Below are 19,711 nucleotides of genomic sequence, written 5' to 3'. Positions count from 1 at the left end.
TCTATTTTCTTTTTTCTAAGACGTCTGCAATACAACAAGAGATGCACTCTGCTCTGCGTCGGCAACGTCAGATGTGTATAAGAGACGAGATCAGGATGACGAGGGTGCGGGGATTTTGTCGCATCCTCGTCACGGGGTTCTCGTCTAGTAGGCGGCAGCCTGAACTATCCCTCGCCACAGCGACCCGCGGCAGCGACATTGGCGCCTGCAGCGCCGGAGGCACGGTACCGCCGCCGCGTGGAGGAGCGCACGGTCGCGTCTCCAATGCGCAGGGCTCCGGTAGCGTTTATAAGCGTGTGAAAAACGGCCTAAAAACCCGTCCTGTAGTGGCGATTTGTGTTCTTTAACGCTATCGGGTTAATCTTCTTAAGGCTTCAACGGAGCGGGTCACACCGAAAGGTGAGACTCACAACAAAGAGGCTGTGCCCCCTTAGCTCAGTCGGCAGAGCGTTTCCATGGTAAGGAAAAGGTCGACAGTTCGATTCTGTCAGGGGGCTCTGTTGTTTGCGTAAGGCAAACACATGGCGGTGTAGCTCAGTGGTAGAGCAAACGACTCATAATCGTTGTGTCGAGAGTTCAATTCTCTCCATCGCTACTCACCTCAAGCGGATGCTCCGGCGTTCGTGGTAGGGTTAGGCCCCTGTAATTGTTTACAACGCAGGGACCTAGGGGCGTGGCGCAATTGGTAGCGCAACGGTCTCCAAAACCGTAGGTTGCAGGTTCGAGTCCTGTCGCCCCTGCCAAAGTATGAATGTGGAGGAGTTTTCTTGACTAACCCCAACGGTCAGAACCCGGCACGGCCAACCGGTAAGCGTCAGCTGGGCGGGGCGTCTCCGATCTCCACCGACTCCTACGAAGAGAAGCGCACCCCCGCGAAGCGCGATGGCGATGACGCCGAGAAGAAGAACGGCGCCGCAGCATTCCCGGGCGAGGTTGTCTCCGAAATGCGCAAGGTCATCTGGCCGACCGGCAAGGAGATGCTCAACTACACACTCATCGTGTTTGCCTTCCTGATCGTGTTGACCGTCATGGTGTGGGGCACCGACAGCCTGGCTAGCCTGCTGGTTGAATGGATCTTCATTCGTTAGCTATAATGCGAACGGTTACTTAATATCCCGCTTCCTCGGACTCCGAGGGGCGGGATAAGTTTTTGTCCCACCGCGCGCGAACCACCAACGTGAGTACGCTAGGGCGGGGAATTTACGGAGATAAAGGAGACGGACCATGGCAGTGGAAAACAACGACGCCCTGAACACGGTCGAGGAAAACGAGCTGGAAATGATCGACGAGGGCGCGCCCGTCACCGATCAGACCGACCCCGAGGAGGAACTGGCTGAGCAGCAGGCCGACTCTGCCGAGCCGGAGGCCCCCTCCGAGCAGGAGGAAGAGCTCGAGATGGTCGACGAGGGTGCCCCGGTCACCGAGGAAACTGACCCGGAGACGGAAGGCACCGAGGGCGAGGAGGCCACCGAGGGCGCGGAGAGTGCCGAGGGAGATGCCGAGGCAGCTGCCGCCGCGGCGCTTGGCGACGATTCCGCGGCCGAAGCGGACAGCGAGTACCGCGCCCGCCTGCGCGCTTACGTCCGCGAGCTGAAGAAGCTGCCGGGCGAGTGGTACATCATCCAGTCCTACTCGGGCTACGAGAACAAGGTGAAGACCAACCTGGAGATGCGTATCCAGACGCTCGAGGTGGAGGACTCCATCTACGACGTGGTCGTGCCGATCGAGCAGGTGCTGGAGAAGAAGGACGACAAGCGCAAGCTGGTGAAGCGGAAGCTGCTGCCGGGCTACGTCCTGGTGCGCATGGAGATGAACGACGCTGCCTGGTCCGTGGTTCGCGAGACCCCGGGCGTGACCAGCTTCGTGGGCAACGAGGGCAACGCGACGCCGGTGAAGCACCGCGATGTGGCGAAGTTCCTCATGCCGAAGGCGGAGCCGGTTGAGGGCAAGAGCGTCGCGAATGCGGAGGGCGAGACCGTCATCGCGATGCCGGAGGAGGAAGAGAAGCCGAAGGTCACCCACGACTACAAGGTGGGCGAGGCCGTCACCATCCTGTCGGGCGCGTTCGCGTCCGTTGCGGGTACGATCTCCGAGATCGACGAGGAGACAGGCAAGATCCAGGCGCTGGTGTCCATCTTCGGCCGCGAAACTCCGGTCGAGCTCACGGCTGACCAGATCGAGCGGATTATGTAGGCGTGGCGTCGAGAAGCGTTTTGCTTCTTGCGCCCCACCTGCCGTAAGGTAAAACGTCGCGCGTGCCCGCACAAGGGCTGCGCGACGTTTTCTATTCGTCTCCCCGGTGGCTCCGGGAAAGCGGGGCATCCGGAAGCGTGCCGCCAAACATCGTGGGCGGGGCGCTGTACCAAGGAATTGAGGTTTAACGATGGCTAAGAAGAAGGTCACTGGCCTGATCAAGCTGCACATCGAGGCAGGCATGGCGAACCCGGCACCGCCGGTTGGCCCGGCGCTCGGTGCGCACGGCGTGAACATCGTCGAGTTCACCAAGGCCTACAACGCCGCCACCGAGTCCATGCGCGGCAACATCATCCCGGTGGAAATCACCGTCTACGAGGACCGCTCCTTCGACTTCATCCTGAAGTCCCCGCCGGCAGCGTCCCTGCTGCTCAAGGCTGCGGGCATCAAGAAAGGCTCCGGCGTCCCGCACACCCAGAAGGTCGGCTCTGTGACCTGGGATCAGTGCAAGGAGATCGCTGAGACCAAGAAGAAGGACCTCAACGCCCGCGACATCGAGGCTGGCGCCGCGATCATCGCTGGTACCGCCCGTTCCATGGGCATCACCGTCGAGAAGTAAACCCGCTCGACGCAGGTGGGAGGGCCGGCCAGGCCCGTACCACCACTCCTGACATCACATACGAAGAAAGGAACGCAACATGGCTAAGAAGTCCAAGCGTTACAACGAGACCCTCGCACAGGTCGACCGCGACGCCCTGTACCACCCGCTCGACGCGGTGAAGCTGGCGCAGGAGACCTCCTCCAAGAACTACGACGCCACCATCGACGTCGCCATGCGCCTGTCCGTCGACCCGCGCAAGGCTGACCAGCTGGTCCGCGGCACCGTCAACCTGCCGCACGGCACCGGTAAGACCGTCCGCGTCGCAGTCTTCGCTGAGGGCGAGAACGCCACCAAGGCACAGGAAGCTGGCGCCGACATCGTTGGCACCGACGAGCTCATCGAGCAGATCAACAACGGCCAGCTCGACTTCGACGTTGCCATCGCAACGCCGGACCAGATGGCCAAGGTCGGTCGCGTCGCTCGTGTCCTCGGCCCGCGTGGTCTCATGCCGAACCCGAAGACCGGCACGGTTACCCCGGACGTCGCAAAGGCTGTCCAGGAGTCCAAGGGTGGCAAGATTGCCTTCCGCGTGGACAAGGCAGCGAACCTGCACGCGCTGATTGGTAAGGCATCCTTCACCGCTGAGCAGCTCGCCGAGAACTACGGCGCGCTCCTCGACGAGGTGCTGCGCCTGAAGCCGGCATCCGCCAAGGGCATCTACCTGAAGAAGATCGTGGTTTCCGCGACCCAGGGCCCGGGCGTCCCGGTTGACGCCTCCGTGCAGAAGGATTACGCCACCAAGGCTTAAGCCTCGCGCACACTGAGCGCCCCGGCGCCGGACTTTTTCAAGTCTGGCCCGGGGCGTTTTTTGTTTGCTCACCTGGGCGACTTGCCATGCGCGATTAATGAAAATAGTCTTCATTAAGTGGAAATCTTCGGAGTGACTTGTGGGCGACGCAAGGTGGCGTCGATACTCTCTGCGCTGTTGCTGGTGTTTCTCGCGCCGATCGCGCACGCGGCGGAGCTCAGCCTGGATACCGGGCACATCGACGCGTTTGCGGTGCGCCCCGACGGCGACGGGATTGCGCTGAGCCTGCAGGAGGACGTGACGGGGTCGCATGTGCAGCACGCCCCCGAAGACGTCACCCTTGTTGTCGGCGAGCAGGCCTATACCGCCGACACCGAGAGTGTCGACGGGATTGGCGCGCCAGGCTACCTGCTCCCGCAGACGCAGCAGTCGGACCTCATCTGGCCGGGCTGGGACACGCAGGCGCTCGCCGGCGCGGGGATCAGCGACATTGACATCGAATTCCTTGACGTCTCCGGACCAGGCGAGGTGTACCTTTTCCAGGCGCAGGGGCTCGGCGGCGTTGGGCCAGTGCTTGACGACGCCACCCTCGCCCTCAACGCAGGCGCGACCATCCACCAGGACACTCCTGCGCACGCGCACGCAAACTGGTTGTTCACCGAGCCCGGCACTTACACGATGCGGGTCGTGGCGCACGCGGGCGGCGCGAAATCGAACGAGGCGACCTACACCTGGATGGTGGGGGAGGGCGACGCGGCGGAGACAACACCGACTCCGGCGGACTCTGCGACGCGGAGTGATGACACTTCGGCGCTCGGTGGCTTGGCTGACACGGACGAGCCGGAGGCGTCGCACCGGGTGGAGACCTACGCTGGCGAGCCTGCCGAGCCCGCCGAGGGCCCTGAGGCCGCAACCGCCGAGGCAAGCGGGTCCTGCAAGCCGGCCCTGAGCCCGCAGGTGAAGGACGACCGACAGGTGCCTGCGACGTGGAACGACCCCGCCACGATGGTCTTCGGGCTGGGCGACGCCGCAACGACCACACTGCCCGAGGACGTCGGACCGATCCCGGCCGGAGAGGCCTGGATGATCGGCGCGACCCAGCAGGCCGGTGTGCCGTGGCTGGGTGCGAACACGCAGCACGAGTCCCTGCTGGAGCACACCACCGGCGAGGTGACGTGGGAGGTCACCGACTTCGACGGGCCCGGCAACATGTTCGTGTTCACCCAAGGTGGCTTGGGCAAGATCGTGGGCGAGGAGTGGTTCCGCGCCGAGCACGGCACCGCGCAGGGCGCCCACACCATTCCGGCGAACTCGCACGTGCACCCCAACTGGGTCTTTAGCGCCCCAGGTACCTACCACGTGACCGTGCGCCACACCGCCACTGCGAAGGACGGCACTGAACTCAGCGGCGCCGCGACGCTCACCTTCGAGGTGGGCGGTTCCGGCAACGCCGACGACGGCCACTTCGACTTCGGCTCCGTATACGACGCGGAGGGGGACTGCGGTGGCGCGGGCGCAGCCGGCACTGGCTCCGCAGGCCCCGCAGGCTCCGCAGATTCCGGCAGCGAAAGCGCGGCCGCCGGGGGAGCTCAGCGTCCAGCGTCCGGGTCCCGCAGCGGCGGGCTCGCCGAGACCGGCCCAACCGTGATGACGCTGCCCATCGCCGTGCTGGGGATTGGCGTGCTCGTCTTCGGCGGCGGCATGCTCTGCCTGGACACGGCGCTGCGACGCCGCCTGCTCGCCGCGCTTGGGGCCACCAAGTGAGGCGCGCGACCACCCGTGCTGCCGACGCGTGCGTCGCCGTCGCGTTGGCCGCATCGCTGGGCGGCTGCGGCAGCGCGAGCGGTACCCAGGGCGACGACGGCACCCTCAACGTCGTCGCGTCCACCTCGATCCTCGCGGACGTGGTGAGCAACGTCGCGGGCGACGATGCGACCGTGACCTCGCTGATGGGACGCGGGGTCGACCCGCACACCTACGAACCGAGCCTGCACGCCACCCGCGACATCGCCTACGCCGACGCCGTATTTACCAACGGTCTGCTGCTCGAGCCACAATCGCTGTCCCACACCATCGACTCCACCGTCCGCGAGACGGTGCCCGTCGTGCCGGTCGCGGAGCAGGCGCAGCGCTACGGGTTCTCGCCAATCCCGCTCGTCGAGGACGCCAGCCTGGACACCGTGTGGCTCGGCCTCCGTGTGGACACCGGCAAGTCCCTGCCACCAACCGGGGTGACGGAGCTTTCGCTTATCGACGCCCACGGCCCCGGCAATGCCTACGCCTTCATCCTCGGCACCTTCGGCACCCCCGAGGTGGTGTTCGATTCCCACGACGGCATTGACACCAACGACTCGACGGTGCTGCCTGTCGACGCGCACACCCACGTCAGCTGGGCGTTCTCCGAGCCAGGAGTGTACGAGCTGACCATGCGCGGTGAGGTCCGTGACTCCGTGGAAGATGCGGCAACCCGCGGCGAGGCCGAGGACACGTTCACGGTGGTCGTCGGCCAGGACCCGGCCCAAGTGACGCCCAGAAAAACGGTGCTGGACCAGGGGCACGTGGACATCACCACCACGCTCCGCGACGGCGAGACCCGCCTCACCCTGCGTGATGACGACCTGGGCGACCTCGACCCGGCCGACGCCGTGATCGCGGTGCCGACGACCACGCTGCAGCCCGTCCCGCCGGAGCGTGCCTTCCGTTTCCTGGGCAACCCCGGGGAGGAGACCTACCTGCTGCCGCAGGCGGTGCTGGGCAACCACGTCCACGGCGAGCTGGACCCGCACTTCTGGCACGACGTTGCCGCGGTGAAAGCCGTGGTCAAGGTGGTGCGCGACGAGCTCAGCACCGCCGACCCCGCCAACGCGGAGGACTACGCCCGCAATGCCACCGCGTACCTCGCGCAGCTGGACGCTGCGGACCAGACGATGCGGCAGGCGGTGGAGCGCATCCCGGAGGCGAACCGCAACCTGGTGACCACCCACCACGGCTACTCCTACCTGGGCGCGGCCTACGGGCTGCGCATCGCCGGGTTTGTCACGCCGAACCCCAGTATCGAGCCGAGCCCCCGCGACGTCATCGCCTTTACCCGCACGCTGGAAAACCTGCACGTCCCCGCGGTCTTTCTGGAACCACAGCTGGAAGGCAGCAGCAGCGTGCTCACGGAGACGGCGGCGCACCTGGGAATCCAGGTTTGCCCGATCTGGGGCGACACCCTCGACCCGCCGGGGGAGGGGCCCGCGGATACGTATGTGCACTTTGTAGAAGAAAACGCGGCGTCGATAAGCACTTGCCTTGCGCCATAAGAAAGGAACCCTGACATGAAACTTCAACTTGCAGCCCTCACCCTCGCCGCGGCGACCGCGCTCGCGCCCGTTGCTGGCGCACAGGGGATGGACAATGACCCCGCGCTGCAGCAGACGGTGCGCAGCGACGAGGCGATCGCGCCCGCCGGCGAGCAGGCCGTGATCTCCGCGGGCCACGTCGACCTCGGCGCGACCTTCGACGGCGACGAGCTCACCTTCCTCGCACGCGACGACTCGCAGGACCCGCCCGTGTGGCGCAGGCTTAACGACGTCGTCTTTCAGGTCTCCGACGACGCCAAACAGACCCTGCCCGACACTGGAGCCTTCGACTTCACCGGCGCGGGCGCGGGCGATGACGTGTGGGTGATCCCGCAGACCGAGGTGCAGGGTGTGCCCTGGCTGGGGTGGAATACGCAGTCGCCGTCGCTGCTGGAGCGCTCCTCAAACGGCGTGAGCCTGGAGTTCGGCGGGCACGAGGGCGACGGCGACTTCTCGCTCTTCCTGCAGCCGGGCGGGTTCCACGAGCCGCAGCTGCTGTGGTCCTCGCGCGAAGACGGCACGCAGCCGATGTGGGTGGAGCCGAATACGCACACCCACGCCAACTGGGTGTTTACCCAGCCGGGCGTGCAGCTGGTGGGCGTTCGCGCCGTGGTGAAGGACAACGAGGGCAACACCCACACCGACGAGGAAGTCGTGCGCATCGCGGTAGGCAGCGATACCGACCCCGCCGAGGCGCAGGCGGCCGAGTTCCCCGGCCCGTGGCGCGGGGCTGAGAAGGGCGCCGAGAATGATGCCGCGGACGGCGCTGCGGATGCTGCCGCGGGCTCATCTGCTGGCAGCAACGCAGGGCTCCTCGTCGCCCTGGGGATTGGCGTGCTCGTCGTCGCGCTGGTGGCCCTGTTGATCGTGCGTTCGCGGAAGGGGCGCGCGTAATGGCCGCGAGCAGTCAAGATGCGCTGATTCGGGTCTCGGGACTTAGCGCCGGGTACCCGGGGCGCGCAGTATTCGACGGCGTTGACCTGGACATTCTGGGCGGACAGTTTGTCGGACTGCTCGGGCCGAACGGGGCGGGCAAAACGACGCTGCTGCGCGCCATGCTCGGCCTGATCCCTGGCGCGCGCGGCACGGTGCGCGTCGCCGGGCGCACCGGCGCGCAGGTGCGCAAGGCAGTGGGGTATGTCCCGCAGCGTCACGACGTGGCCTGGGATTTTCCCATCGACGTCGCGTCCGCGGTGCTCAACGCCACGCTGGATCTGCGGCCCTGGTACAAGCGCGCGGGCGCCGCGGAGCGCGACGCCGTCGCGGACGCCCTGGACAGCGTCAACCTCACCGAGCTGTCCGCGCGCCCCATCGCGGACCTCTCGGGCGGGCAGCGCCAGCGCGTTCTGGTCGCCCGCGCGCTCGTGCGCAAACCCCGGGCCCTCTTCCTCGACGAGCCGTTCACCGGCCTGGACATCCCGTCCACCGAGCAGCTGCTCGCCCTGTTCCGCGAGTTGGCGGGCCACGGCATCTCCATCGTCATGTCCACGCACAACATCGTCGAGGCCGTCGATTCCTGCGACCGCCTCATCCTCTTCCGCGGCGGGGTCGTGGCCGACTCGGCCCCCGGACAGCTGTGCGACACCCAACCGTGGATGGACACGTTTGGGGTTGGGCCGGAATCGCCCTGGCTGGCCGCCCTGCAGACCCACGTGCAACGAGCCCAACCACACCGCGCCGAGGAGGCCACGCATGCTTGAGATCGGTTTCCTGCAGTTCCTCGCTGACGTGGCCAACCCGCAGCTCGCGTTCTTGCCCCGCGCGCTCGTGGCGGCGGTGCTGGCCTCGGTGCTGTGCGCCGTGGTGGGCTGCTTCGTGGTACTGCGCGGGATGGCGTTCATCGGCGACGCCGTCGCCCACGCGGTCTTTCCGGGGGTGGCCATCGCGTTCGCGCTCCACGCCTCGGTGCTGCTCGGCGGGGCTGTGGCCGGGGCGGTCGTCGCCGTCGTGATCGCCGTGCTGTCGCAGCGCAGGACGATCAAGGAGGACGCGATCATCGGCATCGTGTTCGCCGCGGCGTTCGCGTTTGGGTTGGTGATTATTTCGCGGGTCGAGGGCTACACGGCGTCGTTAAGCGCATTTCTTTTTGGCTCCCTGACTGGCGTAAGCGTGCGCGACCTGTGGGTGAGCGGCGTGACCGGCGCGGTGATCATTGCGCTGGTTGCGGCGCTGCGGCCGTGGCTCACCGCGGTGGCGCTGGATCGCGAGACCGCGCGTGCGATGAATCTGCCCGTGGCCGCGCTCGACCTGGTGCTCTACCTGTGCGTGACCGCTGCCGTGGTGATTTCGGTGCAGACCATTGGCAACATTCTGGTCATTGCGCTGCTGGTCACGCCCGCGTCCGCCGCGCGCCTGTTCACGGACAACCTGGAGACGATGATGGTGCTGGCCGCGCTGATCGGCATCGTCGGCAGCGTCCTCGGCGTGTGGCTGGCCTGGTCCTTCGACTCGCCCACGGGCGCCACGATCGTTCTGTGTGTGACCGCGATCTTCGGGTTGAGCTGGCTGTTCGCGCCGCGCCGCGGGGTGCTGCGCGCGCCGGGCCGGACGCCGCGGAAGGAGACCGTCTAGATGCGACTGCTCAGACTCGTCGCCGCGACGGCGCTCGTTGTTGCCAGCTTTCCGGTGGCTGCCGCCGCCGAGCTGACCGACACTGGCCACGTGCCCGGCGATGCCGGCTTTGGCGTCGACCTGCCGGCCGATACCCCGTGGGCAGGCCGCGACGGCAAGACGCACCCCTGCGCAGGCCGCAAGCTGCTCTATCACTCCCACAACGACGCGCTCTACGGCACCCGCGTCGGCGGGGACCTCACCGTCATGGCAGTGGACGGGCAGCAGGTCGTAAACCAGGACGATGTCTGCTTCCGCCTGCCGCGCGACGCCGATCCGGACGGCAACGAGGTCTCCCGCATCCAGATCCCGGACGACGGCTCGCTCGACTTCCTTGGTCAGCCCGGCGATACCGTGTGGCTCGCACCGCAGTCCGTGGACTGGGCCGACAACTGGCGCCCCATCTGGTCGGGTCTCGGCGCCTTCGATCCCGCCCACGAGGGCGACCCGTCCGCCATTCCCAGCAACTTCGAGGACGACCTCATGCACTTCGACCTCACAGACATCGAGGGCCCCGGCGACGTGCACATCTTCTTCAAAAATGCCATCTCGCCCGCGGAAATCGTCTTCAATAGTGCTGACCCGCAGGCCCGCACGGTCGACTACGAAGTCGGCGCGCACGGCCACTTCAACTGGGCCTTTTCCAAGCCCGGCATCTACGCCTTGACGTGGCAGGGCAGGGCCTCGCTTATCGACGGCACGCCGCAGCACACCAAGCCCATCACCCAATACTGGCTCGTCGGCGATGACGGCGATGTGGGCCTGGCCGACGGCACCACCACCGAACTGCGCAAAGTGACCAACTATGTTGGCGGCGACCCGGGGCAGGGCGTTGAGGACGGCGGTGCTGGCGCGGATGCTGGCACCGGTGGCACCGGCGAGAGCGCGCCGCTGACCACGGTGCAGCTGCTTCCGGAGGAAGGCGAACCCAGTCAAGAACCCAGCAGAGAACCTGATGATGGCTCCGCGCCGGGCGGGGGTGCGGTGGCGTCGACAAGCGAGCAGCCCAGCGCGACGCGACCGGACGAGGGGCGCTGCGAGGCGGCGCGCGCACTGCGCACCAAGCCGGAGGCGCTGATCAGCGCTGGCCACATGGATATGGGACTGGTGGATGACGGCGGCATTGAGGCGAAGCTCATCGATGACAGCGATCCGCGCTCGCCGACCCCGCGCGACTCCGGCACGTTCCTGTTCGAGGTGCCCGACGCGGCGAGAACGAAGATCCCGGCGAACTTCCGCGCAAGCTTCCCCGGCGAACCCGAATCCATGTGGGTGCTGCCACAGGCGCAGGTGAAGGGCCTGCCGTGGCTCGGGTTTTCCACGACGCGGCTGACGCAGGACAGCTTGGCACCAGGCAGCAACGTGAAGGTGACCATGAAGGATGTGGAAGGCCCCGGGCGGATCTTCTCCTGGCACGAGTCGCTCGGTGGCACGACACTGGAGCTCGATTCCGGTGACGCTGCGACCGCGCTGGAGTACGGGGTCAACGACCACGACCACCAGGCGTTCGGCTTTACCAAGGACGGCCTCTACTCCGCGACGTTCCGCTTCGAGGGCACCGCCAGCTCGGGCGAGGCGTTCTCGAAGGAGCTGACCGCGGCGTTTGCCGTGGGCGACTCCGCAGTGGCGCAGGCGAAGGAGTACGCGTCGAGCGGGTACGCATCGCTTGACGACACCGACTGTGCCAATACCAGCGACGAGCCCGGCGCCGATTCTGGTGCCGGCAGCTCGGACACGTGGGTGGGGGCCCTGGCCAAGGGGATCCGCTCCGTGGACAAGGAGTTTGGCGCCTTCGGGGAGAAAGCAGGGCCGTTCTTCGCGCACCTGCGTGGTGGGGGTAAGGATGCCGTCGCGACGACGTCGCTGAAGCCGCCGGCACCACAGCTGACGTCGCCGAAGCCGCCGGCACCGGCTCAGAGTGCTCCCAGCAGGCGGGGAAGTGGCGCGGCCGCCCCGGCAAACAAGCAGCGGGTCAGCGCCTCCGCCGGCGGCAGCGGCTCGGAGAGACCGGGCAGTGCCCCGGGTAGCCGGGGAGGTGCCCGGACGCACACACCGGCGAAGACGAGCAGTGCCCAGGGCAAGTCGGCGCCGAAGAAGCAGAAACCGACGAAGCAGACAACACCGAAGAAGCAAACAACGACGCCCGCGAAGCCTGACCACGGCTCCGGCGAAAAGACCACCGGCAGCGGTTCCGGTGGGATCGTGTCCTCCTTCGACGGCACGAAGCCGAAGCGCGGAAGCGACAGCGATGGTGATAGCGGCGAGGATGCAGCGCAGGCGCAGGTCGCGACCTCGCAGGGCACGACCGCCAGCGGCTTCTGGGGAGGACTCATTCTCGGCGTGGGCCTGATGGCTCTGCTCGGCGGCATCGTGCTCTTCACGGCGGCGGCGAAGATGCTGCGGCACGCCCCGAAACCGGGGAGCTCCAGCGCGGACGCGGCGGAATCGTCGGGAGTGTAGGCGCGATTTGGTGTTTTGGCAGGGGACCGACTAACGTACGACGCGAAGTTTGAACGGGTGAAAACCCGTGCTCAAGTTTCACCGAAGACCGTCGGTCACTCTGCCACCGCAGAGTCGAAGGAATCCCACTCCAGGGATCGGCCCACGCAGGAGAAACGTGGCTTGCCTTTCAGGGTGCCTCGTGCTTCTGCACGGGGCATTTTTCTTTGGGACGTGTGAGCGTCGAGAAGCGAAATGCTCCGGGCGGATTGAAGGACATGAAGAATTGGAAGGAGGCGTGTGTACATGGCTAACCCGAAGAACGAGCAGGAGCTCAAGGTTCTGAAGGAGAAGTTCGAGGCGGCTAGCTCGATCGTGCTGACTGAGTACCGTGGCCTGACCGTTGGTCAGCTGCAGGAACTGCGCGGTGAGCTCGGCTTCGACGTCGAATACCACGTCGCCAAGAACACCCTCATCAAGATCGCTGCTAACGAGCAGGGCATCGAGGGTCTCGACGATCTTCTTGTCGGCCCGACCGCTATCGCCTTTATCAAGGGCGAGGCTGTCGACGCTGCGAAGGTCATGAAGAAGTTCAACAAGGATCACGACGCATTCGTGATCAAGGGCGGCTACATGGATGGCAATGCCATCGATGCTGCTCAGGTTGATGCCATCGCCGAGATGGACAACCGCGAGACCACTCTTGCAAAGCTCGCTGGTGCCTTCGAGGGCTCCTTGGCAAAGGCCGCCGGCCTGTTCCAGGCTCCGGCGTCCAAGACGGCCCGCCTTGTCGCTGCACTGCAGGACAAGCAGGACGACGCTGCATAACGCGAACTAACTACACACACCAAACATTCGGGCCAAAGCGCCCACAAACAGAAAGGATGCCATTATGGCTAAGCTGTCCAAGGACGAGCTCATTGAGCAGTTCAAGGAAATGACCCTCATCGAGCTTTCCGAGTTCCTGAAGGAATTCGAGGAGGTCTTCGACGTCACCGCTGCTGCACCGGTTGCTGCTGTTGCTGCCGCTCCGGGCGCTGCTGGCGACGCTGCTGCTGAGGAAGAGAAGGACGAGTTCGACGTCGTGCTCGAGGACGCGGGCGCCAAGAAGATCGGTGTCATTAAGGCTGTCCGCGAGATCGTCTCCGGCCTGGGCCTGAAGGACGCTAAGGAAATGGTCGAGGGTGCTCCGAAGGCCATCCTCGAGGGCGCAAACAAGGACGACGCTGAGGCTGCAAAGGCCAAGCTCGAGGAGGCTGGCGCAAAGGTCACCCTCAAGTAAGAGCCTTTCGCTTCTCGACGTCACCCCCGCCACCGGTATTCACACCGGGGAGCGGGGGTTTCGCGTGTTTGGTGGGAGAGAGGGGCTGGGTTCTTTCACGTAAGTATTCGCAACAGGGGCGATTAGCTTTAAACCAGTGCAGCAACACTTTGCCTTGTATTGTGCCTAGCGAGTGGCAGCCGCGTCGCGGAGGCTGACTTGAGACTAGGGAGTGAGGCAATGATTAATCGACAACTTGCAATGCAGGTCCGCGAAGCAAGCAATATAGCGCAAGAACATGAGCAGTACCTTTCTCGGTGGGCTGCCTTGAAATCCCAGTTGAGGCGGCCCAGGAGCCTGCCTCAAATCACATTTGACGTGCTGAAATGGGCATTTATTGTGTCACTGTTGTTGTGGGCCGTCCACGCGTACAAAAGTTGGGCAAGGCTGCGGACCTATAAGCGCACCATGGCAGAGTGGGAAGAATACGCCGAGTCTGAAGCCAGTTTCGTTGCAACGCTCAATGACATCTCCGAAGAGGAAGCGCGAGAAATCGTCGACAACTACAGCACTCGGCCTGGGGATCCTCCATTCTATTTTCCCGAATCAGTGTTAGAAATGCTGTTCTTCATAGTTATTGGCGGGATCCTCATTTTCGGCCTCATCTTCGGCACGTTGTACCTCTACAACAAAAATCTCAACACATTGAACCGCGCGCTTTTTGGAAGAGAGAATGCTTCACGCCGCGCGAAGAATCGGGCGACTGAAGCGCAGATGCAACAGTACGCCCAACAGCTGGGAGAACTGCGTCAGCGCTATAACAGCCTTGGATTTCCTGATGTCTACTTTTCCTCCGCGGTACTTCGCAGAATAGGGGAGTACGTTGCAGCAGGCAGGGCCCAGAATTTTAGCCAGGCAGCTAATCTGTACGAGCAGGATGAAAAGCACAACAGGCAGTTGGCCGAAGCCCGTCGCGCGCAGAATCAGCTTACCGAGCAGCTCGAACGACACCATCATGCGCAAATGATGAGTGATATGTGGCTGCAGGCCTCCATCGATGACCTCAAACGCCGGTAAAGAATAGTGATGCAGCGCAAAAGCAGTGCAGCGGAGGCGCTTGAAGCGTGATCGCCGACGTTTGCGCTGCATGACAAACCCCCTGCCTGATCCTCTAGAAGCCTATCTAGACGATCGTGCAGGGGGTTTGATGCTGGCGGCCGCGGCCAACTAGGTGGAACTAGTTTTCATCAGCCTCGTTCTTCTTCGCGTCTTCCTTGCTGGAAGACCCCTTGGCGCCTTCGCCGCCGCCAATCTTGGAGCTCAGGCCGTCGTACTCAGGCGCGCAGGCCTGGGCAATCTGGTCAGCGATGAGCAGACCGAGTGCGGTGAGCGCCAGAGCCGCGGCTGCGGTGCCGAGCTCGCGGGCCGGGAAGTTCGGTCCAAGCACGGACTGTGCCGCCTGGGCGAACTGCTCGTCGAAGATACCCAGCTGCTGCTGGATCTGCGTGTTCACCTGCTCGATAGCCTTGCCAGCCTCGGCGCGGAACTCCTCGAGACCCGGGATAGCCACCTGGGTAGCCACACCGAGCGGGATCAGGAGCAGGAGCGGGATGCCGACGCCCGCGAGACCGGCGATGCAGCGATCGCTCAGTTCCGAGGAACCAGTGGTCGTGCCCTGCGACTCCGAGGAAACCTTGATGACCACGACGCGGTCGCCATCCTTGGTCTCGATGACGTAGGTGCCTTCGGCCCAGTCCTTCGGGACAGTGATGGTGATGTTGCCATCAGCGTCCTTGCCCGGGTTGAGCTCGGAGATGTCCTTGATGGTGCCATCCGGGTAGCGGATCTGCAGATCCTTCGGGTCGATGTCGCCACCAACGGTGACGGTATCGCCCGGCTTGACCTCAACGGTCGCACCGTTGGACACCTGCGGCGGAACCTGCACAGGGACGGTGATCGTTTCGTTCGAACCATCCGGGTAGGTCACCACGACGGGGATGTCGTAGCTTCCGCCCTTGGCGTCCTTGTCCGGGTTTACCGTCACCTTGCCGGTGCCCGGGTGGACGGTCACCTTGCCCCGGAAGGTGTGCTTACCGGGTGCGAAGGTGGTGTCCTTCGGAAGATCGGAGCCGTCCTCGTTCTTCGGGCCCTCAATAACAGTGTCCTGTTCGCGAGGCGTCGTGGTGCGGTCGCCACCGTAGGTGGGATCGTGCGCGTCGCTATCCTGCGGGTCCTTGCCATCGGTGTCGTTGCCGCCGGTGTTTCCGCCGGGGGTCGTGCCGGTATTGCCGCCGTCGCCGGGCTTATCGGAACCGCCCGAGGTGGTACCGACGGTGAAGATCGGAGACAGCGTCTCACTGGAACCATCCGGGTAGGAAACGATGACCGGGATGGTCACCTCGGTGCCGTTCGGAGTGTTCGCAGGCGCCTTAATGGTGAAGTCACCGGTGTCAGCGTCACCATCCAGGGTCCAGCCGGACGGGAACTTCGGGAAGACGAACGTCGTGCCTTCCGGCAGCTCGCGGTCGCCGTTCTGCTCGAACTTGACCGGGGTTTCGGCCAGACCGCGCTGGTTCTCGTAGCCAGGGTTGTTGTTGTCAGCCTGGGAAGTCGAGTCCTCGCTGCCCTTACCGTTGTCGCCGCCCTTACCGTCGTCCTTGTCCTCGTCTCCGCTGTCAGCCGGGATGACCTCGACGGGGACTTCAACGGTGTCGGTGGTGCCGTCCGGGTAGGTCACCTCCACGACGACAGTGTGCTTGCCGGGCTTTGCGTCCTCGTCCGGAGTGACAGTGATCTCGCCGGTACCCGGATCGACCTCGACCTTGCCAGGGAAATCGTCGTCCTTGTGCTCGAACTTGGTGTCATCCGGAAGCGCAGAACCGTCCGGGTTACGCGGTGCGTCGACGGTCTCGGTGTCACCGGGCTCGACCTTGGTGTCGCCGTCGTACACCGGCTCGTTGTCCGTTGCGTCATCGGAAGTGCCAACAACCTCGAACGGTGCGTTGACGGTCTCGCGGGAGCCATCCGGGTAGACCACGCTGACCGGAATAGACACTGCCGTACCCGGCAGAGCGGACTCGGGCGGGGTGACCGTGAAGTCGCCGTTCTCGTTCGGCTCACCGAAGGTCCAGCCAGCCGGTGCCTTCGGCAGGACGAACTTGGTGCCCTCTGGGAGCTCACGGTCGCCATCCTGCTTCAGCTCGGTCGCGGTACCCGCCGGACCGGACCCGGGGGAGTACGCCGGATCGTTGTCTACAGCGTCGGTAGAGCCGTTGTCCTTACCGTCATCCGAACCGTCGCCGGAGCCATCGTCCGAACCGTCATCCGAACCGTCACCGGAACCGTTGTCGCTGCCGCCGTTGTCCGGCGGGGTGATGGTGGTGTCATCCGGGATGAGGACCGGGAGGTCGATGGTTTCCTCGGTGCCGTCCGGGTAGGTGATGTCAACCGGGATGGTGTAGTCGCCCGGGGTGGCGTCCTCGTCAGGCGTGAGCGTGACCTCACCGGTGCCAGGGTCGACGGTGACCTTGCCCGGGAAGTCCGAATCGTCAGAGTCGCCCTGCTCGAAGGTCGTGTCCTCCGGCAGCGAGGAGCCGTCCGGGTTCGTGGGGGCGTCGACACGCGTGTCCTTGCCTCGCGGAGCCTTGGTTTCCTTGTACGCAGGGTCGTTGTCGGCTGCGTCGTTGGTCACCACGAAGACGGCCTCGGTGTCGTCGATGGTGCCGTCCGGGTAGGTGAAGCGAACCGGGATGGTCACGCGGGTGCCGGAGAACGCGTCGGGGCCCGGGGCGACGGTGAAGTCGCCAGCCTCGTTGGGCTCTCCGAAGGTCCAGCCCTCAGGAGCATCCGCGACCGTGATCTTGGTGCCCTTAGGCAGCTCGCGGTCGCCGTTCTGGGAAACCTTGGTCTCCTTGCCAGCCGCGCCCTCGGTGGTGCCGTAGCTCGGGTCGTTGTCAGCAGCCTGGTCGGAGGAGCCGGTATCGCCGCCGTCGCCGTTGTCCTTGGGGTCTTCGGGGACGGTGACGGTGACGGTGGTGGTCTCCTCGGAGTCATCCGGGTAGGTGACCTCAACTGGGATCTCGTAGTCGCCCGGGGTTGCATCGTCGTCAGGAGTGACGGTGACCTTACCGGTGCCCGGGTCGACCTCGACCTTGCCCGGGAAGTCGTTCTCGCCCGGCTTGAACGTGGTGTCCTCCGGAAGCTCGGAGCCGTCCGGGTTCTTCGGCGAATCGATCTCGGTGGGCTCGCCCTTCGGGGTCTCAGTGTCTTCGTAACGCGGGTCGTTCGTGCCCTTATCCAGCGGCAGGACGGTGAACGGCGCGGTGACGGTGTCCTGTGAGCCGTCCGGGTAGGTCACCAGGACGGGGATGTCGACCTTGCCCGGGCGAGCGTTCTTCGCCGGGGTGACGGTGAAGTCGCCGTTTTCATCCGGCTCGGACGCGGTCCAGCCGTTCGGCAGGGTCGGGGTAAAGGTGCTGCCCTTCGGCAGGTCCTGGGTTTGGTCAACCTTCGTGCCCACGCCCGGCTTGCCCTGTGCGGGCTGGTAGTACGGGTCGAAGTTCTCCGCATCGGACTTGTCCGGATCCTCGGTCGCGTTGTCGCGGGCCGGGACGGTGACCTCAACGTCGACCGTATCGGTGGTGCCGTCCGGGTAGGTGACCTTGACCGGAATGTCGTAGTCGCCCTCGCGAGCGCCGTTGTCCGGGTTGACCGTGACCTTGCCGGTACCCGGGTCGACCGTTACCTTGCCCGGGAAGCCCGGGAGCTGCTCACCGTTCGGGCCGGTGACCGGCTTAGTCGGGTGCTGCTCGAAGGTGGTGTCGCCAGGAAGGTCGGAGCCGTCCGTGTTCTTCGGGCCGTCGATGACGGTGTCGGTCCCGCGCGGCGTTTCGACGCGGCCGCCATAGGTCGGATCGTTCGCGTCGTTATCAGCCTCGCGATCGGGCTGGCCCGGGGTGACCGTGTGGCTGGAGCCGTCAGCGTTTGTAGCCAACGCGAAGTTCACGTTGGTCCAGTTGCCGCCACCGTCGCGGTGCGGGGCGGTGGCAACGTTCGCATTGTTGCCCAGGTGCTTCTGGCCAGGCACGTGGCCGTTATGCGCCCAGTCGGTGTCGGCAAGGGAGCGCTGTGCGTGGCCCTTTTCGGTATAGACGTCGTTGCCCACCGGTGCGCGGAACTCAGAGGTGTTCCAGGACGACAGGTTTGTCTTGATGTTGTGGTCTGCGTCCTCGACCCACATGTAGACGTAGTCCGCGTGACGGGCCTGGTCGAAGGACGAGCGCAGCATGTAGGTGCCATCCGCCTTCACCGGTGCGGAGTAGACGGTGAGGTTCTCGGGATGCGCCCGGACGTAGTCTGCCGTTCGCTTGATACGGCCCTGGATGTCGGCTGTCGTGCGGTTACCGGTGGTGTTTGTATCGCGACGGATCGCATCCAGCGCCTGGTACGCCTCGTCGTTCGGTACCGCCTGGTAGACAGTGTGTCCCTCGGCCGGAGTGTCCGTGCCGTCGAAAAGCACACCATTGTCCACGTTGATGTTGTACTGGTCCTTGGCCCACACGTTCTCCGTGTTGGTGCCCTTCATAAAGTCGTTCCATACCCGGCCGGAGTACGTACGCTTGACGGCCTTATCCGGGGTTTCGGAGAGCTGGCTCTTCAGGGTGTTCGACGCGGGGGAGACCTGGTAGACCTTGACCACCGTCTCACCCCACGTGGGGCCGCGACGGTCGTTGACTGCCACTGGGTGGATGGACCAGTTGAGGTTGCGGGAATCTTCGACGCTGCCGCTGTACCATGCGCCACCCGGGGTCGCGCGTACGACGGAGAACGGCTCGTTGATGTGCGGGTTGATCGCCGAGTTGTTCTCGCCGATCAGCAGCTGGACGTCAGCGGAGCCATCCTTCCAGGTGCCTGCAGCCAGCTTCGGGGAGCCGTCCTTGAACTCGAAGGCGTAGACCGTGTTGCCAAAGTCATCCGTGTGTGTCGTCGCCTTGTGGATGCGAGACATCTTCCCGCCACCGGTGTCGTAGCGCATGTACATGTCCGCGCCCTCCGGAACCGGGGTGTCGCTCCATGGGTTGCGCATATCGTCGACCTCCATGGCGACAATCATGTGCGCTAGCACCTCCAGGAACTTATTGAGGTTGCCTGGATCTGCCGTGATGGTTTCGAAGACTTCCTGAGACTCCCGGGCCGCCTGCACGAGTGCGCCGAACCCTTTGTTTTTAAAAGCGTCAGTGCCAGCAACCTGTGAGGGGTTATTTTTCCTGACTAATGCCTGCACAGGGGCTGCTAACTGTCTCCGGCGTAACTGAGCACTCCAGCTGGGATTCGTCTGTTCCACTCACCAATCTCGAACGCCTGCGAATCCAGTTGACATGGCCGGCTTCGTACCATGAGCACCAGCGACTGATCGGTGTTTGGTGGTGTCCGGCCCGTACCGGTCGTCACTGCCT

General features: G+C 64.7%; 14 protein-coding genes and 3 tRNA genes. 16 read left to right on the top strand and 1 reads right to left on the bottom strand.

The genetic code is table 11. The features are described from left to right. Positions 1 to 424 precede the first annotated feature (424 nt). The 16 genes from FPP74_RS01185 to FPP74_RS01110 all read left to right on the top strand — a co-directional run bounded on the left by FPP74_RS01185 (position 425) and on the right by FPP74_RS01110 (position 14,333). Positions 425 to 497, top strand: a tRNA-Thr gene (locus FPP74_RS01185). Between the two features lie 26 nt (positions 498 to 523). After that, a tRNA-Met gene (locus tag FPP74_RS01180) sits at positions 524 to 595 on the top strand. A 72-nt stretch (positions 596 to 667) separates the two neighbouring features. Beyond that, positions 668 to 743, top strand: a tRNA-Trp gene (locus FPP74_RS01175). A 24-nt stretch (positions 744 to 767) separates the two neighbouring features. Further along, on the top strand, positions 768 to 1,088 hold the full coding sequence (secE, locus tag FPP74_RS01170; protein ID WP_095275092.1) for a preprotein translocase subunit SecE: 321 nt from the start codon (positions 768 to 770) through the stop codon (positions 1,086 to 1,088). Between the two features lie 136 nt (positions 1,089 to 1,224). Further along, complete coding sequence (nusG, locus tag FPP74_RS01165) at positions 1,225 to 2,193, top strand: transcription termination/antitermination protein NusG (protein WP_144716856.1); 969 nt, start codon at positions 1,225 to 1,227, stop codon at positions 2,191 to 2,193. A gap of 190 nt (positions 2,194 to 2,383) precedes the next feature. After that, positions 2,384 to 2,812: a 50S ribosomal protein L11 gene (rplK, locus tag FPP74_RS01160; protein ID WP_095275090.1), complete on the top strand. Its 429-nt coding sequence runs from the start codon at positions 2,384 to 2,386 to the stop codon at positions 2,810 to 2,812. Positions 2,813 to 2,891: 79 nt separating this feature from the next. Next, entirely contained in the window at positions 2,892 to 3,602 is a 711-nt protein-coding gene (gene rplA, locus FPP74_RS01155) for a 50S ribosomal protein L1 (protein WP_095537575.1), read from the top strand. Between the two features lie 117 nt (positions 3,603 to 3,719). Continuing rightward, positions 3,720 to 5,366: a TIGR03773 family transporter-associated surface protein gene (locus tag FPP74_RS01150; protein ID WP_144716854.1), complete on the top strand. Its 1,647-nt coding sequence runs from the start codon at positions 3,720 to 3,722 to the stop codon at positions 5,364 to 5,366. Further along, entirely contained in the window at positions 5,363 to 6,907 is a 1,545-nt protein-coding gene (locus tag FPP74_RS01145) for an anchored repeat ABC transporter, substrate-binding protein (protein WP_255456026.1), read from the top strand. The genes FPP74_RS01150 and FPP74_RS01145 overlap by 4 nt, the downstream gene beginning before the upstream one ends. A gap of 15 nt (positions 6,908 to 6,922) precedes the next feature. Continuing rightward, on the top strand, positions 6,923 to 7,840 hold the full coding sequence (locus FPP74_RS01140) for a choice-of-anchor M domain-containing protein (RefSeq protein WP_144716852.1): 918 nt from the start codon (positions 6,923 to 6,925) through the stop codon (positions 7,838 to 7,840). Then, positions 7,840 to 8,646, top strand: coding sequence for an anchored repeat-type ABC transporter ATP-binding subunit (locus FPP74_RS01135; protein WP_144716850.1), 807 nt, complete (start codon positions 7,840 to 7,842; stop codon positions 8,644 to 8,646). Before FPP74_RS01140 ends, FPP74_RS01135 begins: the two co-directional genes overlap by 1 nt. Continuing rightward, on the top strand, positions 8,639 to 9,517 hold the full coding sequence (locus FPP74_RS01130) for an anchored repeat-type ABC transporter permease subunit (protein ID WP_095275085.1): 879 nt from the start codon (positions 8,639 to 8,641) through the stop codon (positions 9,515 to 9,517). The genes FPP74_RS01135 and FPP74_RS01130 overlap by 8 nt, the downstream gene beginning before the upstream one ends. Further along, a complete protein-coding gene (locus FPP74_RS01125; protein WP_144716848.1) occupies positions 9,518 to 12,016 on the top strand; it encodes a choice-of-anchor M domain-containing protein in 2,499 nt (832 codons plus the stop codon). A gap of 285 nt (positions 12,017 to 12,301) precedes the next feature. Continuing rightward, positions 12,302 to 12,823 (top strand): 50S ribosomal protein L10, encoded by a 522-nt coding sequence (rplJ, locus tag FPP74_RS01120; RefSeq protein ID WP_144716846.1) that lies wholly within the window; start codon positions 12,302 to 12,304, stop codon positions 12,821 to 12,823. A gap of 64 nt (positions 12,824 to 12,887) precedes the next feature. Further along, on the top strand, positions 12,888 to 13,277 hold the full coding sequence (rplL, locus tag FPP74_RS01115) for a 50S ribosomal protein L7/L12 (RefSeq protein WP_095275082.1): 390 nt from the start codon (positions 12,888 to 12,890) through the stop codon (positions 13,275 to 13,277). Between the two features lie 219 nt (positions 13,278 to 13,496). Then, positions 13,497 to 14,333, top strand: a complete 837-nt coding sequence (locus FPP74_RS01110; RefSeq protein WP_144716844.1) for a hypothetical protein — start codon at positions 13,497 to 13,499, stop codon at positions 14,331 to 14,333. A 160-nt stretch (positions 14,334 to 14,493) separates the two neighbouring features. Here FPP74_RS01110 and FPP74_RS01105 read toward each other — a convergent pair whose 3' ends face one another. Then, a complete protein-coding gene (locus FPP74_RS01105) occupies positions 14,494 to 19,368 on the bottom strand; it encodes a Rib/alpha-like domain-containing protein (RefSeq protein ID WP_144716842.1) in 4,875 nt (1,624 codons plus the stop codon). Positions 19,369 to 19,711 lie beyond the last annotated feature (343 nt).

Origin of the sequence: Corynebacterium sp. NML180780 (genome assembly GCF_007786415.1) — a bacterium.
GTDB lineage: Bacteria > Actinomycetota > Actinomycetes > Mycobacteriales > Mycobacteriaceae > Corynebacterium > Corynebacterium gottingense.
This window is presented reverse-complemented; position numbering and strand designations above follow the sequence as displayed.